This is a genomic window from Micromonospora sp. NPDC007208, assembly GCF_042869175.1.
Lineage (GTDB): Bacteria > Actinomycetota > Actinomycetes > Mycobacteriales > Micromonosporaceae > Micromonospora > Micromonospora foliorum.
In genome coordinates this window covers 1-15,557 of the sequence record NZ_JBIAFG010000014.1, presented here as the reverse complement: position 1 = coordinate 15,557, position 15,557 = coordinate 1, and the positions used below count along the sequence as shown (strand labels likewise).

12 protein-coding genes and 1 rRNA gene are annotated in these 15,557 nt (G+C 73.8%); 3 read left to right on the top strand and 10 right to left on the bottom strand.

Annotation, left to right across the window (positions count from 1 at the left end):
- Positions 1-12 precede the first annotated feature (12 nt).
- Positions 13-1,191: a putative cytokinetic ring protein SteA gene (gene steA / locus ACFYL6_RS24300; RefSeq protein ID WP_091407271.1), complete on the bottom strand. Its 1,179-nt coding sequence runs from the start codon at positions 1,189-1,191 to the stop codon at positions 13-15.
- 119 nt (positions 1,192-1,310) lie between these two features.
- Positions 1,311-3,068, bottom strand: coding sequence for a DNA repair protein RecN (gene recN / locus ACFYL6_RS24295; protein WP_387174727.1), 1,758 nt, complete (start codon positions 3,066-3,068; stop codon positions 1,311-1,313).
- 89 nt (positions 3,069-3,157) lie between these two features.
- Between recN and ACFYL6_RS24290 the strand changes: the two genes are divergently transcribed.
- Positions 3,158-4,177, top strand: a complete 1,020-nt coding sequence (locus tag ACFYL6_RS24290) for a helix-turn-helix domain-containing protein (protein ID WP_387174464.1) — start codon at positions 3,158-3,160, stop codon at positions 4,175-4,177.
- A gap of 81 nt (positions 4,178-4,258) precedes the next feature.
- Here the strand turns inward: ACFYL6_RS24290 and ACFYL6_RS24285 are convergent, their stop codons facing one another.
- From ACFYL6_RS24285 to ACFYL6_RS24265, 5 genes are all read right to left on the bottom strand, one after another.
- Positions 4,259-7,981: a S8 family serine peptidase gene (locus ACFYL6_RS24285; RefSeq protein ID WP_387174462.1), complete on the bottom strand. Its 3,723-nt coding sequence runs from the start codon at positions 7,979-7,981 to the stop codon at positions 4,259-4,261.
- Positions 7,982-8,139: 158 nt separating this feature from the next.
- Entirely contained in the window at positions 8,140-9,024 is an 885-nt protein-coding gene (locus ACFYL6_RS24280) for an NAD kinase (RefSeq protein WP_355431895.1), read from the bottom strand.
- Positions 9,025-9,127: 103 nt separating this feature from the next.
- Positions 9,128-9,988, bottom strand: coding sequence for a TlyA family RNA methyltransferase (locus ACFYL6_RS24275; RefSeq protein WP_387174460.1), 861 nt, complete (start codon positions 9,986-9,988; stop codon positions 9,128-9,130).
- A gap of 38 nt (positions 9,989-10,026) precedes the next feature.
- Positions 10,027-10,374, bottom strand: coding sequence for a hypothetical protein (locus ACFYL6_RS24270; protein WP_387174458.1), 348 nt, complete (start codon positions 10,372-10,374; stop codon positions 10,027-10,029).
- On the bottom strand, positions 10,371-10,958 hold the full coding sequence (locus ACFYL6_RS24265; RefSeq protein WP_387174456.1) for a phasin family protein: 588 nt from the start codon (positions 10,956-10,958) through the stop codon (positions 10,371-10,373). The genes ACFYL6_RS24270 and ACFYL6_RS24265 overlap by 4 nt, the downstream gene beginning before the upstream one ends.
- A 111-nt stretch (positions 10,959-11,069) precedes the next feature.
- Here ACFYL6_RS24265 and ACFYL6_RS24260 point away from each other — a divergent pair, with 111 nt between their 5' ends.
- Positions 11,070-11,408 (top strand): SCP2 sterol-binding domain-containing protein, encoded by a 339-nt coding sequence (locus ACFYL6_RS24260; RefSeq protein ID WP_030334914.1) that lies wholly within the window; start codon positions 11,070-11,072, stop codon positions 11,406-11,408.
- 12 nt (positions 11,409-11,420) lie between these two features.
- Here the strand turns inward: ACFYL6_RS24260 and ACFYL6_RS24255 are convergent, their stop codons facing one another.
- Both ACFYL6_RS24255 and ACFYL6_RS24250 read right to left on the bottom strand, forming a co-directional pair.
- The gene (locus ACFYL6_RS24255; RefSeq protein ID WP_387174454.1) at positions 11,421-12,452 is read right to left on the bottom strand and encodes an HAD-IIA family hydrolase; all 1,032 of its coding nucleotides are present in this window, start codon (positions 12,450-12,452) and stop codon (positions 11,421-11,423) included.
- Entirely contained in the window at positions 12,449-13,435 is a 987-nt protein-coding gene (locus tag ACFYL6_RS24250; protein WP_387174725.1) for a Replicase polyprotein 1ab, read from the bottom strand. The genes ACFYL6_RS24255 and ACFYL6_RS24250 overlap by 4 nt, the downstream gene beginning before the upstream one ends.
- Here ACFYL6_RS24250 and ACFYL6_RS24245 point away from each other — a divergent pair.
- On the top strand, positions 13,424-15,382 hold the full coding sequence (locus ACFYL6_RS24245; protein WP_387174453.1) for a hypothetical protein: 1,959 nt from the start codon (positions 13,424-13,426) through the stop codon (positions 15,380-15,382). The genes ACFYL6_RS24250 and ACFYL6_RS24245 overlap by 12 nt on opposite strands.
- Before the next feature lie 90 nt (positions 15,383-15,472).
- Here the strand turns inward: ACFYL6_RS24245 and rrf are convergent.
- Positions 15,473-15,557: ribosomal RNA gene (gene rrf / locus ACFYL6_RS24240) — 5S ribosomal RNA — on the bottom strand; the annotation flags it as partial.

Sequence of the window (15,557 nt, the reverse complement as noted above, 5' to 3'; positions counted from 1 at the left end):
ATCGGTCGGGAACTAGAAGAGCCGGTACAGCTGGAACACGAAATTGTCCCACCACTCGGCGACCACGCCCAGGTACGCCTTCCCGACTGTCGACACGGCCACCGCGGACGCCATCGCCGCGATCGCCGACAGCACCAGCAGCAGCAGCGACGAACCGGAGATGCTCTGCCGGTAGAGCCGGCTCACCCCCTTGGCGTCGACCAGCTTGCCGCCGACCTTCAGCCGGGTCAGGAACGTCGAGGCCATCCCGCCGCGGCCCTTGTCGAGGAACTCGACGAGGGTGGCGTGCGTGCCGACCGCGACCAGCAGCGAGGCGCCTTTCTCGTCGGCGAGCAGCATGGCCAGGTCCTCGCTGGTCGCTGCGGCCGGGAAGGTGATCGCCGGCACACCGAGGCCGTTGACCCTGGGCAGGCCCGGCGCACGCCCGTCCGGGTACGCGTGCACGATCACCTCGGCGCCGCAGCGCAGCACGTCGTCGGTGACCGAATCCATGTCCCCAATGATCATGTCGGGGGTGTAGCCGGCCTCGACCAGGGCGTCCGCGCCGCCGTCGACGCCGATGAGCACCGGCTTGAACTCCCGGATGTACGGGCGCAGCACGTCCAGGTCGGCCTTGTAGTCGTAGCCGCGCACCACGATCAGGCAGTGCCGGCCCTGCATCTGGGTCTCGATGTCCGGCACCCCGACGCCGTCGAGCAGCAGGTCGCGTTCCTGGCGCAGGTAGTCCATCGTGTTGGCGGCGAACGCCTCCAACTGCACCGACAGACCCTCCCGGGCGTCCGCCATCGCCTTGCCGACCGACTCGGCGTCCTGCAGGCTGCCGTGGGCCACCGGCTCGTCACCGGCGAAGACCGTGTTGCCCTCGATGCGCACCTGGTCGCCCTCGCGGATCCGCTCGAAGACGCCCTCACCGAGGTCGTCGAGGAGCGGAATGCCGGCGGCGATCAACACCTCCGGGCCGAGGTTCGGGTAACGGCCGGAGACCGAGGGCTTGGCGTTGAGCACCGCCGCGACCCCGACGGCGACGAGCGAGTCGGCCGCCACCCGGTCCAGGTCGACGTGGTCGATGACCGCGATGTCACCGGGGCGCAGCCGACCGACCAGGCGTTTCGTCCGGCGATCAAGGCGCGCGGTGCCGAGGACTCTGCCCGGTTCGGAGTTCCGGTTCCGGCGCAACGTGGGTAGACGCATCGTGACCATCCTGGCATGTGAGGCAGGCTTTTCTGTCGCGACATGCCTGAGCAGGGCCGCCTACCCAGGGAAGCACACACCGGCACAAGCCGGTGTGCTTGCGCTCACAATACGCGGCGTCACAACCGCCTTTCCTTGGCGGCCACTGCCAGAAGCTCCTCGGCGTGGGCGATACCCAGATCTGAATCGGGCAAACCCGCCAGCATGCGCGCCAACTCCCGAGCCCGCTCGGTGTCCTCCACCACCCGCACACCGCTGGTCGTCACCGCGCCGCCGGTGTCCTTCGCCACCACCAGGTGCCGGTCGGCGAACGCGGCCACCTGCGGCAGGTGCGTGACCACCAGCACCTGGTGGCTGCGGGCCAGCCGGGCCAGCCGGCGGCCGATCTCCACCGCCGCCTGACCGCCGACCCCCGCGTCGACCTCGTCGAAGACCAACGTGGGCGGGCCGCCCGAGCCGGCGAACACGACCTCGATGGCGAGCATCACCCGGGACAGCTCACCGCCGGAGGCGCCCCGCTGCAACGGCAGCGACGGCGCGCCCGGGTGGGCCAGCAACCGCAGCTCCACCTCGTCACCGCCGTCCGGGGTGACCCCCACCTCGACGCCGTTGACCGAGAGCGTCGGCTCGGCGCGCCCGGCCGGACGGGGCAGCACCGCCACCTCGATCCGCGCGTGCGGCATGGCCAGACCGGCCAGCTCGACGGTGACCTGGTCGGCGAAGCGGACCGCCGCCTCCTGCCGGGAGGTGGACACCCGCCCGGCCAGGTCGGCCACCTCGACGGCGAGGCGCTGGCCCTCCCGTTCCAACTCGTCGAGCAGGTCGTCGGACATGTCCAGGTCGGACAGTCGGGTGCGCGCCCGATCGGCCCAGGCGATCACCCCGTCGACGTCGTCGGCGTACTTGCGGGTCAACGCGCGCAGCGCCGCCCGCCGCTCGTAGACGTGCTGCAACCGGGCCGGGTCCGCGTCCAGCGTCGCCAGGTACGCCGACAGCTCCGCGGACACATCGGTGACCAGCGTGGCCGCCTCCTCCAGGCGGGCCGCCAGCTCACCGAGCGCCGGATCGGTGCCGGACTGCGCCTCCAGGGTCCGCCGGGCGGTGCCGAGCAGCGCCGCCGCGTCCGGGGTCTCCTCGGCGGCCTCCGCGCCACCGGCCACGCACTGCTGGGCGATCTGCGCCGCCGTCCGCAGGCCCTCGGCGTGCTCCAGCCGCTGCGCCTCGGTCTTCAGGTCGTCGTCCTCACCGGGCTGCGGATCGACCCGGGTGATCTCGTCGAGGCCAAGCCGCAGCAGGTCGGCCTCCTGGTTGCGCTCGCGGGCGTTACGCCGCCGGTCGGCCAGGTCGTCGACCACCCGACGCCACCCCGTGTACGCCTCGCGCAGCGCGTCGAGCAGCTTCTCGTGCGCGGGGCCGGCGAACCGGTCCAGTGCGGCCCGCTGCTCGGCCGGGCGCAGCAACCGCAGCTGGTCGGACTGGCCGTGCACGGCGACCGCCTGCTCGCCGACCTCGCCGAGCATCGACACCGGCATGCTCCGCCCGCCGACGTGGGCGCGCGAGCGCCCCTCCACCGTCACGGTGCGGCTCAGCAGCACCGAGCCGTCCTCGTCGGGTTCGCCACCGGCCTCGGTGATCCGCGCGTGCACGGCGTCGGCGACCCGCCCGTGCAGCCGCAGCCGCCCCTCCACCACCGCCCGGCCGGGTTGGGCGCGGACCCGCCCGGCGTCGGCCCGGCCGCCGAAGAGCAGGCCGAGGCCGGTCACCACCATCGTCTTGCCCGCACCGGTCTCGCCGGTGATGACGTTCATGCCGCCGGTCAACGGCAGCGTGGTGTCCTCGATGACGCCCAGTCCCGTGATGCGCAGCTCTTCCAGCACAGCCACCGACAGTAGACGCGAGGCACGACAATTGACCAGCCGACGGGCCCGGGTAAGGCCCGTACCCGGCCGACGTACAGTTCTGCCCCGTGTTGGACGTGATCGGCCTGACCTCGGCTGAGGAGGAGCTCTACCGCTGCCTGCTCCAGCTCACCACGGCCCGCATCGACGAGTTGGCCGGTCGCCTGCACCGGCCCCGTGAGCAGGTCCTCGCCCAGGTCGAGGCGTTGCGCGGCAAGGGTCTCGTGCAGCGCAGCGACAACGACCCGGACGCCCCGCTGCGCCCGACCGCCCCGGACGTCGCCCTCGGCGGGGCGCTGCTGCGCCGCCAGGAGGACCTGGAGGCGGCCCGCCGACTGGTCACCCAACTGGCCGAGGAGTACCGCTCCGGGCTGCGCCGACACCACGTCGACCACCTGGTGGAGGTGATCACCGGCACCCGGGTGCTGCGGGACCGGCTGCGCGATTTGCAGAATTCGGCGCGTACCGAGGTGCTCTGGTTCTGCCGGGCCAATCCCCTCGCCATGGCCGGACCGGAGAACGTCGAGGAGTTCGACGCGCTGGCCCGTGGAGTGAGCTACCGGGCCATCTACGAGCGTGACCTGCTGCTGGAGCCGGGCGCGTTGGCCGACCTGGCCAAGGGGGTCGCGGCCGGGGAGCAGGCCCGTGTCCTGGACCGGCTGCCGGTCCGACTGGCCATCGTGGACGCCCGCACGGCCATCTGCCCGTTGGTGCCGGACCGCGACGGCGGTGAACCGAGCGCCGCCGTGATCGGTCGCAGTCAACTTCTCGACGCGCTGCTCGCCCTCTTCGAGAGCCACTGGCGGGTGGCCACCCGGCTGCGGCTCGACGACCCCCTCGCCGTCGCGACGCCCGAGGGCCGACGACCGGAGCCCGAGGCCCATCCGGGCGACGGTTACCAGCCCGACGCCGACGAGGCGCGGCTGCTGTCGCTGTTCGTGGCGGGCGTACCGGACAAGTCCATCGCCTCCCAGCTCGGGGTGAGCCGGCGGACCGTGCAACGGCGGATCGCCGACCTGATGGCCGCCGCCGGCGTGGACACCCGTCCCGGGCTGGCGTTCCAGGTGGCCCGACGCGGCTGGCTCTGACGCCGAAAGGGTCCGCCGTCGACCGACGGCGGACCCTTCAACCGGAAGGGCGGGGCGGCCAGGCCGCCCCGCCCGGCCCGATCAGCGCAGCCCGTACGCCTGGAGCACCGTCTGGTCGACGGTGTTCCCGGCCCGGTCGGCGGCGTGCACCCGCAGCGACACCGTTCCGCGCCCCGCCGGCACGGTCGCGGTGTACCGGGTGCCCGACCCCGTGGTCGGCGCGTTGCGCCAGGTGACGCCCCCGTCGAAGGAGACCTGCACCCGGACGCTGGTGCCGGTCGGCGCCGGCACCCCGGCCGGCTGCCGCAGGGTCAGCCCCAACTGGTGCGGCCGGTTGCCGCGTACCGTACCGAGCAGGTCGGCCGGCACCCGGTAGTCCACCTGGAGCAGCGACAACGGCGTGGCGGCGTCGCCCGCCGGTCGGGCGGAGGTGAACTCCCAGGCCGTGTCGGTCCGGGTGCCGTAGCGCCACTCGTCCGAGGAGCGCTGCGTGGTCAGGTCCAGGCGGTAGCGGGCCGCCCCGGCGGTCGTGGGCACCGGCGCCCAACCGTCGGAGAGGTCCGCGATCTGCTGCCCGTTGCGGCTGACCCGCGCCGTGACGGTGTCCGGCTCCTCGCTCCCGCCGGCCGGGCTGTAGTTCCCGTCGGCGTCGACGAACTCGGCCACCCCCAGGTCCAGGGTGTCCCCGGTACGGGTCGGCACCGGGACCCCGCCGCCGGCCGGCACGGCCGGCCGGATCACCGGGGCGTGCCAGGTCTCGGTGTCCCGGTCGTCGGCCGCGTACTGCCGGGGCTGCTGGGTGAGCCCGCCGAGCAGGCGCCCCCAGGACCAGGTGACCTTGTGCAGGACCTGGTGCTGCCACCAGGAGTCCCCGGAGCTGACGAACTCCTGCCGGGTGGTCCCGGTACGCACCAGCCGCTGGTCGTCGTTCCAGGCGGTCTCCTGCCACGGACGCCAGCCGAACCGCTGCTCGGTGGCCCATTCCGTACCGCCGACGTCACCGTAGTTGGCGGTCACCTCGGCCGTGTTCTTCGCGGTGACCGTGTGCACGATCCGCTCCGGCACCCGACCCTTCGAGACCTGCCACACGTCGTAGAGGTACGGGCTGTCCACGGTCAACGTCAGGTCCAACGTCGCCCGGCCCTTCCTGGCCTCCGCGATCAGCCGCTGCCCGTCGTCGTGCGCGACCACCAGCGACGGGATCGGCAGCCGGTCCCCGAGAGGCTGCCACTCCGTCCACGCGCTGAAGTCCGCCGGCCGAACGATCAGCACGACGGCGGCGCCGGCGGCGGCTGCCGCCGCGATCTGCTCGTCCTCGGAGCGGTCCGGGCTGCCGGACAGCAGAGCGGCGGCGCCCCGCACCCGGGCCAGCTCGGCGGGGCTCCCGGTGCCGGCCCACACGAGCGGCAGCTTCCGCCGCTCACTCGGCGCCGGCGAATAACCCAACAGGTTGATGTCCAGCGCACCGGACACCCCGCTGATCCGGGCGTCCACCATCGGCTTGACCAGCTGCCAGCGCGACGAGAACTCGAACTCCCCCTTGCTCACCCGGCGGGTCGGCGTGACGTTGACCTGCTGGACGGTGCTGAAGGTCATCACGCCGTGGTCGATCTGCCGGCCGTTGCCGAAGACCCGGTGCTCGTAGAAGCTGATCGTCGACCGCTGCTCGGTGGGCTTCGGCGTCTCGATCCGCACCGGGGTTCCCTTGCGCGGGTCGAGCACCACGGTGAGGTCCCGGTCGACAAGCAGCTCCGGGTCGGTGACCAGGGTGATCTGCTCGTCCAGCGGGGCGCCGTGCTCGATCAGCGCCTCGACCAGATAGGGGCCCTCCTCGACCTGGATTCGCACCTCGCCGCCCACCCAGCCGAGCCAGTCGGATTCGGGCTGCTCACCGAAGAGGGTGAGCACCGACGCGAGACCCGGCTGACCCTTCATGTCCAGCGCCCGCACGGTCACGATGTGCAGCGGGCCGCTGAGGGTGAGCGCGACGGCGGTGCGCACCGCGACGCCGTCCGCGCCGGTGGCCACCAGCCAGCCGCTGTGCAGACCCCGGTCCAGCTTCGCCGGGTCGGCCCGCAACGGCACGGCGACGCTGCCGCCGGCCGGCACGGTCACCTCGGCGCCGCCGACCGCGACCCCGTCGGTCTCGGCCGCACGGGTGTCCAGGTTGCGCAGCTCCAGGGCCAACCGCAGGGTCTGCGGGGCCGTGCCGCCGTTGGTGTACGTGACGGTCCGCTCGACCGTCGCGCCACCGGTGCTGAGCCGACCGAAGTCGGCGGTGCCGGACCCGTACACCCGCTGGCCCAGCGCGCGGGCCACGTCGACCCGGCCGGCGCCCTGCTCGAAGACGGTCAACGCCGGGTTCGCCTTCGTCGTGCTGACCAGCGCGTCCTTGAGCTTCGTGGCAGGCCAGTCGGGGTGTTCCTGGGCCAGGATCGCCGCCGCTCCGGCCACGTGCGGGGTGGCCATCGAGGTGCCGGACGCGGTCGTGTAGGCGTCGTCCACAGGCGTACCCATGGTGGTGCCGGCGGCCCGGGCGGCGATGATGCCGACGCCCGGCGCGGTGATCTCGGGCTTGAGGCCGTTGTCGCCGAGGCGCGGGCCCCGGCTGGAGAATTCGGCCAGGTTGTCGGCGCGGTCCACCGCGCCGACGGTGAGCGCCGCCGCGGCCGCGCCGGGCGCGCCGACGGTACGCGCGGCGCCCGAGTTGCCGGCGGCGACCACGAACAGCGCGCCGGTCTCGGCGGTCAGGTCGTTCACCGCCTGGCTCATCGGGTCGGTGCCGTCGGTCGGGTCGCCACCGAGGCTCATGCTGACCACCTTCGCGCCGGAGTGGGCGGCCCACTCCATGCCCGCGATGATGGACGAGCTGTAGCCGGAGCCGCCGTCGTCGAGCACCTTGCCGACCAGCAACCGCGCGCCCGGGGCGACGCCCTTGCGTAACCCGTCGGACGCGGCCCCGCTGCCGGCGATGGTGGCGGCCACGTGGGTGCCGTGACCGTGCCCGTCGCGGGCGCTGCCGCTACCGGAGAAGTCCTGCGCCTCCGCGATCCGACCGGCCAGGTCGGGGTGGGTGGCGTCGACGCCGGTGTCGAGCACCGCCACCTTCACGCCGGCACCGTCCCGACCGGCGGCCCAGGCGATCGGGGCACCGATCTGCGGCACGCTGTGCTCCAGCGTCGGGCGGACCTTCCCGTCCAGCCAGATCCGGTCGACACCGGCGCCGAGCCGGGCCGGCGAACCGGCGGTGACCCGCTGCCCGGGCGCGCCGCGCAGCGACGTCCACAGACCACCGAGGTCACCCTTGCCGACCCGCAGCGCGGCGCCGTTGATGCTCTCCAGGGGACGCGCGTCGGTGGCGCCCGCCAGCGGCCTGACCCGTCCGGCGGCCGGCTCCTGGTAGCGGACGATCAGCGGCAACGCGCCCTGCGCGGCGTCGCCGTACCCGTCGGCCGCCAACTCCTGCACGTCGAACAGGTCGGGGTCGAGCACCCCCGCGGAGAGGTACGGCATGACGTCGCTGGGCAGCACCCGCAACCCGCCGTCCGCCTCGACGGTCTGGAAGGTGACCCGGTTGCGCCCCGGGCCGGGGCGGACGGTGGCGGCGACCCGACCGGGCGCCGCCTGCACCAGGTCGACCTGGTCGCCGGTGATCAGGGTGATGCGGACAGGTGCGTGCTGGGCGGGCGTGCCCGACGTCGGGCCGGTGGGCCGGGCGGGCGGGTCGGCGGACGCCGGTGCGGCGACGCCGACCACCAACGCGCCGACCGCGCCGACGGCGAGCCAGCGTGGGGACCAGTGCATGCGATGGGCTCCTCTACTCCTCCAGGCCCGCCATCCGTGGATGAGGGCCGATCGGAGTCTGCGTCGGAGCGTGTCACCGGGTCACTAGTCGCCCGCCGCCGCAGCGGCGACATGTCGTCAGGTGGACACCTGACATCCACCGAGGGTGTGTGCCACGGTCACCGGCGGCTGCCGCGCCAACCGTGCACGGGGAGGCCGAACTTGGCCACCAGCCGGTCGGTGAACGGACGGGGGCGCAGCCGCACGATGCGTACCGGCAGCGCGCCGCGGCGCACCGTCACCCGCGCGCCGGGCGGCAGGTCGTAGACCCGCCGGCCGTCGCAGGAGAGCACGGCGAGGGTGGTGAACGGGTCGACGGTGATCACGAAGGTGGACGTCGGAGCGGTGACCAGCGGGCGGCTGAACAACGCGTGCGCGCTGATCGGCACCAGCAGCAGCGCCTCCACCTCCGGCCAGACCACCGGGCCGCCACCGGAGAACGCGTACGCGGTGGAGCCGGTGGGGGTGGCGCAGACGACCCCGTCGCAGCCGTAGCGCGACAGTGGCCGGCCGTCCACGTCGACGAGCAGCTCGAGCATCTGGGCCCGCTCGCCCTTCTCGATGCTGATCTCGTTGAGCGCCCACGACTCGATGGTCGGCCCACCGTCGAACTCGGCGGTGACGTCCAGGGTCAGCCGCTCGTCGACCGTGTAGTTGCGGCCGACGACATCCCGGACCGCCGTGTCCAGGTCGTCGATCTCCGCCTCCGCCAGGAAGCCCACCTTGCCGAGGTTGATGCCGAGCAGCGGCGCCTTCGCGGGCCGGGCCAGCTCGGCGGCGCGCAGGAAGGTGCCGTCCCCACCGAGCGCGAAGACGATCTCGGCGCCCTCGGCGGCCTGCGGGCCGGCGACCGGCACCACGCCGGGCAGGTCGAGGTCGTCGGCCTCGTCGGCCACCACCCGTACCTCGAAACCCGCGGCGATCAGGTCGGCGGCGACCGACCGGGCGTGCTCCGTGCTGCGTCGACGGCCGGTGTGGGTCACCAGCAGCGCGGTCCGGCTCATCGGGCCGCCCGCCCACGCCTGCGGCGTCGCGCCACCGACGCCGTCGCCTCGACACGACCGCGTGTCACCGCGCGGCCCGTTGCGACGCCCTCACTACGCGCGTTCACCCTGCGACCTCCTCCGCCGCCACGTCCGGCACGTCACCGGCCGTCGTCGAGCCGTCCGGCCCGGCCGCCACCACGGCCCGCACCCGCTGTGGGTCGGCCGCTGGTGCGCCCCGGCGCAACCATACGAAGAACTCCACGTTGCCGCTCGGCCCGGGCAGCGGGCTGGCCGCCACGTCGGCCAGCCCGAAGCCGAGCCGCGCGGCCGTCGCGGCCACGTCCAGCACCGCTTCGGCCCGCAACTCCGGATCACGGACCACACCGCCGGCGCCGACCCGGTCCTTGCCGACCTCGAACTGCGGCTTGACCATCAACGCCAGGTCACCGTCGTCGCGGGTGCAGCCGGCCAACGCCGGCAGCACCAGCCGCAGCGAGATGAACGACAGGTCGGCCACCGTGAGGTCGACCTGACCACCGATCGCGTCAGCATCGAGGGTACGGACATTCGTGCGCTCCAGGACGCGGACCCGCTCGTTCGTGCGCAGCGGCCAGGCGAGCTGCCCGTAGCCGACGTCCACGGCCACCACCTCGGCCGCGTCGGCGCGCAGCAGCACGTCGGTGAACCCACCTGTCGACGCCCCCGCGTCCAGGCAACGCCGCCCGGCGACGCGCAGCCCACCGGGTGCGAACGCGGCCAGCGCGCCGGCGAGCTTGTGCCCGCCCCGGGAGACGTACTCCTCGGCCGGGTCCGCACCGGTCACCAGCAGCGGGTCGGCCGGGTCGACCATCGCGGCCGCCTTACGGGCGACCACGCCCCGCAGTTGGACCCGGCCGGCCTCCACCAACGCGGCGGCCTGCTCACGGGAGCGGGCCAGACCGCGGCGGACGAGTTCGGCGTCCAGCCGGTTACGACGTGCCATGGGTGGTTCTCCGGTCTGCTCAGGCCTGGTCGTCCCGCTCAGGTCTGGTCAATGGTGGCGAGGGTTTCCCGCAGCGTCTCGTAGGCCGCCTCGTACTGGGCGATCTGGTCGGCGGGGGCGAGCGTCGCCGCGTTGGCGATGGCCCGCACGGCGGCGTCCACCGCCGGATGCCGCGGCTCATCGTCCCCGAGGTCCGGCGGCGGCCCGGGACGGGCACCCACCGGCGGCCCGGGCCGGGCCGGAAACGAGCCGCCGGCCGGCGGTGCGGGCCGAGACGGGAAGGACCCGCCGGCCGGCGGTGCGGGCCGGGACGGGAAGGACCCGCCGGCCGGCGGACCGGGCCGGGGCGGGAAGGAACCGCCGGGCGGTGGACCGGGCCGGGTCATTCGGCGTCGTCCGGTTGCTGCTTGCGGACCGCCTTCTTCGCGGGCATCACGGCCGGCGTCGGGACGTCCTCGTCGGCGGTCCGGCTGATCGTCGCCGGCGCCTTCTTGGCGATGGCCTTCTTGGCGACCGTCTTCTTCGCCACGGCCTTCTTCGCCACCGGCGCGGAGACCGGGGCGCCGGCCGAGCCGTCGGACGGCACGAGACCGGTGCCCGGCCGCGCGGCGACGGTCGGGCCGGGTTGTGCCGTGGGACCGGCGGTCGACGCGTCGGCCGGCTCGACGGACCGCGCCTCCCGTAGCTGCCGTTCCAGGTCGTGCACCCGCCGGGTCAGCTCGGCCACCTCGTCGGCGGTGGCCAGACCGACCGCCCCGAGGGCCCGGTCGACCTCGAAACGCACCAGCTTGGTCAGTGCCTCCCGGTTGGCGGCGCCGGTGGTGACCAGTTCCTCGCCGAGGGCCTGGAGTTGGGCGGCGGTCGCACCGCCGGAGCCGACGAGGCGACGGGCCACGTCCTGGGCCTTCTTCCGGGGCGCCTCCGCAAGGCCCATGGCCAGCTCGAGGTAGGCGCGCCACGCGTCCTGCATGCCTGAGTCCTTCCACGGGGCGGGGTGTGCAGGTGTCACGCTACCGGGCACCCCGGACCGACCCGTGCGGTACGGTGCCGAGGACGGCGTGGCGATCAGCGAGGGGGAGATGTGGCCAGCGTGGACGAGTGCCGGCAGGCGTTGCAGGAGCTGGCCGCCCGGTTGGATCGCAACGCCGAGACGGTCCGCGAACGGATCGACCTGGACCGGACGCTGGCCTGCCGGATCACCGACCTGGACACCGCGTTCCACGGCCGGATCACCGGCGGTCGACTGGTCGAGCTGACCGACGGCGACGACCCCAAGGCCAAGATCGCGCTGAGCACGTCCAGCGACGACCTGCTCGCCCTGGTCCGGGGCGACCTGGACGTCACCAACGCGGTGACCTCCCGCCGGGTGTCGATCAAGGCGAACCCGTTCGACCTGCTCAAGTTGCGCAAGCTGCTCTGACGACCGCCCGGGTCACGCCGCCGCGGTCAGACCGAAACTCTCCACCGCGTGGGCCGCGTCCGGGCCCACCGGGCGGATCTTCGGCAGCGCCGGCACCGACGCCGCCCAGGCCACCGCGCAGAGCGCCGCCAGGGCGTCCAGCGGCCGACCGGCCCCGGCCAGCTCCAGCGTGCCGTCCCGGTCGGTCACGGACCAGCCGCCAGCGTCCGCCGGGCCCGGCACCCGCACGGCGGCAGCCGGGTCGAACAGCCCCGCCAGGTCCCTCGCGACGTACGTGGGACGGCGCTGCGGCTCGGCGGCCAACAGCTCCGGTACGCCGCTGACGCCGGTGAGCACGAGCAGGCTGTCCAGCCCTGCCCGGCGAGCGCCCTCGATGTCGGTGTCCAGCCGGTCACCCACCACCAGGCTCCGCCCACCGCCACTGCGCCGAGCGGCGGTCTCGAACAGCGCCGGCTCCGGCTTGCCGACCACCACGTCGGGGTCGCGCTCCAGCGCCGTACGCAGCACCGCGACCAGCGAACCGTTGCCGGGCAGTGGTCCCCGCCCACTGGGCAGGGTCCGATCGGTGTTGGTGGCGATCCAGATCGCACCCGCCCGCACCGCGATCGACGCCTCGGCCAGCTCGGCCCAGCCGACCTGCGGGCCGTACCCCTGCACCACCGCCGCCGGCTTCTCGTCGGCCTGGGTGACCGGGGTCAGACCGACCGCGCGCAGCTCCGCGCGTAGCGCCTCCGCGCCGACCACCAGCACCGACGCGCCGGCGGGCAGCCGGTCGCGCAGCAACTCGGCCGAGGCGGCGGCGGAGGTGAGGACCTCCTCCGGCCGGGCCTGCACACCCATCCCGGTCAGCAGGTCGGCGACCTCACTGGACCGGCGGGACGCGTTGTTGGTGGCGTACGCCACCGACCGTCCCTCGGCGTGCAGGCGGGCCACCGCCTCGACGGCGCCGGGGATCGGCCGGTCGATCAGGTAGATCACGCCGTCCAGATCGAAGACGACCAGGGTGTACCCGTCGACCAGCCGCTCCCCCACGCCCGTGCTCACCGCTGCGTCGAACCCGACTCGTCGTTCCGGGCCGGCACGTCGGCGTTCGCCGCGTCGGCGGACGTCACGTCGCTGTCACCAGCGGTGTCCGCGTCGGCGTTGCCGCCGCTCGGGTGACGGTCCTCGTCCTCGTCGTCGAAGCCTTCGTCGTCGGCGGGACGGCCGACAGCGGCGTCCTCCTCGTCGTCGTCGAAGTCCTCGTCCTCGTCCTCGTCTTCGTCGTCGTCATCGTCGTCATCGTCGTCGTCGTCGAAGTCTTCGTCGTCTTCTTGGTCGTCGTCTTCGTCGTCGTTCTCGTCGTCGTCGTTCTCGGCGCCGGTCAGGTCGGCGTCGGGTTGGGCCGGTACCGCGCCGGGAGCGCCCGGGCCTGCGGCGATCTCCTCGGCGGCCTCGTCCTCGTCGTCACCCTCGATGACGACACCGTCGAGTTCGAGCAGCCGCTCGGCCGCGTCGGTCTCGCCCTCGGTGTCCACGTCGGCGGCGCGGGAGAACCATTCGCGGGCCTCCTCGCGCCGGCCAACCGCCAGCAGCGCGTCGGCGTACGCGTACCGCAGCCGGGCCGTCCACGGGACGGTGGCCTCGCTGGTGAGGTCCGGGACCTGGAGCATCGCGACAGCGGCGTCCTTCTGCCCGAGGTCGCCCCGCGCGCCGGCGGCGACGATCAGCAGCTCGATCGCCACGGCCTGGTCCAGCTTCTCCCGGTCCGCGCCACGGAACAGGTCGATGGCCCGCTCCGGCCGGCCGAGAGCCCGCTCGCAGTCCGCGAGCACGGCCAGGTGGCTCTGCAACCCGCTCATCCGGTGGTACGTGCGCAGCTCGGCGATCGCCGACTGCCACTCCCCGGCGTGGTAGGCGGCCAGGCCGACCGCCTCACGGACAGCGGAGATACGCGACGCGAGCCGGCGGGCGGCCAGCGCGTGCGCCAACGCCTCGGCCGGGTCCTCGTCGATCAGCTGCCCGGTCGCGACCAGATGCCGGGCCACCGTCTCGGCGACCGGCTTGTTCAGCGAGAGCAGCTCAGCGCGGACGTCCTTGTCGAGGTCGGTCGCGACGATGTCGTCCGGCAAGGTCGGGGCCGAACTACGCCCACCGTCGAACGACTCCGAGCCACCCGCGCGGTCGTCGCGACGGAACTCCCCCTCGCGACGCGGCCGCTCGTCGGTCCGGGAACGCTCTCCGCCCCGGTAGCCGCCCTCACGGTCACCGCCACGGAAGCCACCTTCACGCGGCGGGGCGGAGCGAGTGCGGTCGCCACCCTGGTAACCACCCTCACGGCGGTCGCCACCACGGAAACCACCCTCGCGCGGGGCGCTGGAACGCGAGCTGTCCCGGTCACCGCCACGGAAACCACCCTCACGGGGGGCGCTGGAACGCAAGCCATCGCGGTCGCCGCCGCGGTAGCCACCCTCACGGGGGGCGGTGGAACGCGAACCGTCCCGGTCGCCACCACGGAAACCGCCCTCACGGCGGTCGCCACCACGGAAACCACCGTCGCGGTCGCCGCCACGGAAGCCACCTTCACGCGGCGGGCCGGAGCGAGTGCGGTCGCCACCCTGGTAACCACCCTCACGGCGGTCACCGCCCCGGAAGCCACCGTCGCGGTCACCGCCCCGGAAGCCACCCTCACGCGGGGCACCCGAGCGCGAACCGTCCCGGTCACCACCACGGAAACCGCCTTCGCGGCGGTCACCGCCACGGAAGCCACCGTCGCGATCTCCACCGCGGAAGCCGCCCTCACGGGGAGCGCTGGAACGCGAGCCATCGCGGTCGCCACCACGGAAACCACCTTCGCGCGGCGGGGCGGAGCGAGTGCGGTCGCCACCCTGGTAACCGCCCTCACGGCGGTCACCGCCACGGAAGCCACCGTCGCGGTCCCCGCCCCGGAAGCCACCCTCACGCGGGGCGCTGGAACGGGACCCATCGCGGTCGCCGCCACGGAAACCGCCCTCACGGCGGTCACCACCCTGGTAACCGCCCTCACGGCGGTCGCCACCGCGGAAGCCACCCTCACGCGGGGCACCCGAGCGCGAACCGTCCCGGTCGCCACCACGGAAACCACCCTCGCGGTCACCACCACGGAAACCGCCTTCGCGGCGGTCGCCGCCCCGGAAGCCTCCGTCGCGATCTCCACCGCGGAAGCCGCCCTCACGGGGGGCGCTGGAACGCGAGCCATCGCGGTCGCCGCCACGGAAACCGCCCTCACGGCGGTCACCACCCTGGTAACCGCCCTCACGGCGGTCGCCGCCACGGAAACCACCCTCACGCGGCGGGCCGGAGCGAGTGCGGTCGCCACCCTGGTAACCACCCTCACGACGGTCGCCGCCACGGAAACCACCCTCGCGCGGAGCGCTGGAACGGGAGCTGTCCCGGTCACCGCCACGGAAACCACCCTCACGGGGAGCACCCGAGCGCGAACCATCGCGTTCGCCACCACGGAAACCACCCTCACGGCGGTCACCACCGCGGAAACCACTGTCACGGTCGCCGCCACGGAAGCCGCCCTCGCGGGGAGCACCCGAGCGGGAGCCATCGCGGTCGCCGCCACGGAAGCCGCCCTCACGGGGAGCGCCCGAGCGGAAACCACCCTCGCGCGGAGCACCCGAGCGGTCGCCGCCTCGGTAGCCACCCTCACGCGGGGCGCTGGAACGGGACCCATCACGGTCGCCGCCACGGAAACCACCCTCACGGCGGTCGCCGCCGCGGTAGCCGCCCTCACGGGGGGCGCTGGAGCGCGAGCTGTCCCGGTCACCACCACGGGAGCCAGAGTCGCGGCCGCCGGCGTATCCGCCTCGGGCGCCGCCGCCGCTGTCGCGGTCTCCCCGGTACGGGGGCCGGCCTTGGTCATCGCGGCGCGGGCCGCGGTCGCGTCCGCCCGCACCGTCAGTACGGTCTTCGTAACGACGGGGACGGTCTCCGCCCTGCGGTCCTGAACTCACAGGTACATCCTTCCTGATTGCGCCACCAATGGCGCTACGCAGTCGAGGGCCGACCCGGATGGGGCGCCCCTCGACTGGAAGATTGTCCGGCGGCGTCCTACTCTCCCACACCCTCACGAGTGCAGTACCATCGGCGCTGGAGGGCTTAGCTTCCGGGTTCGGAATGTAA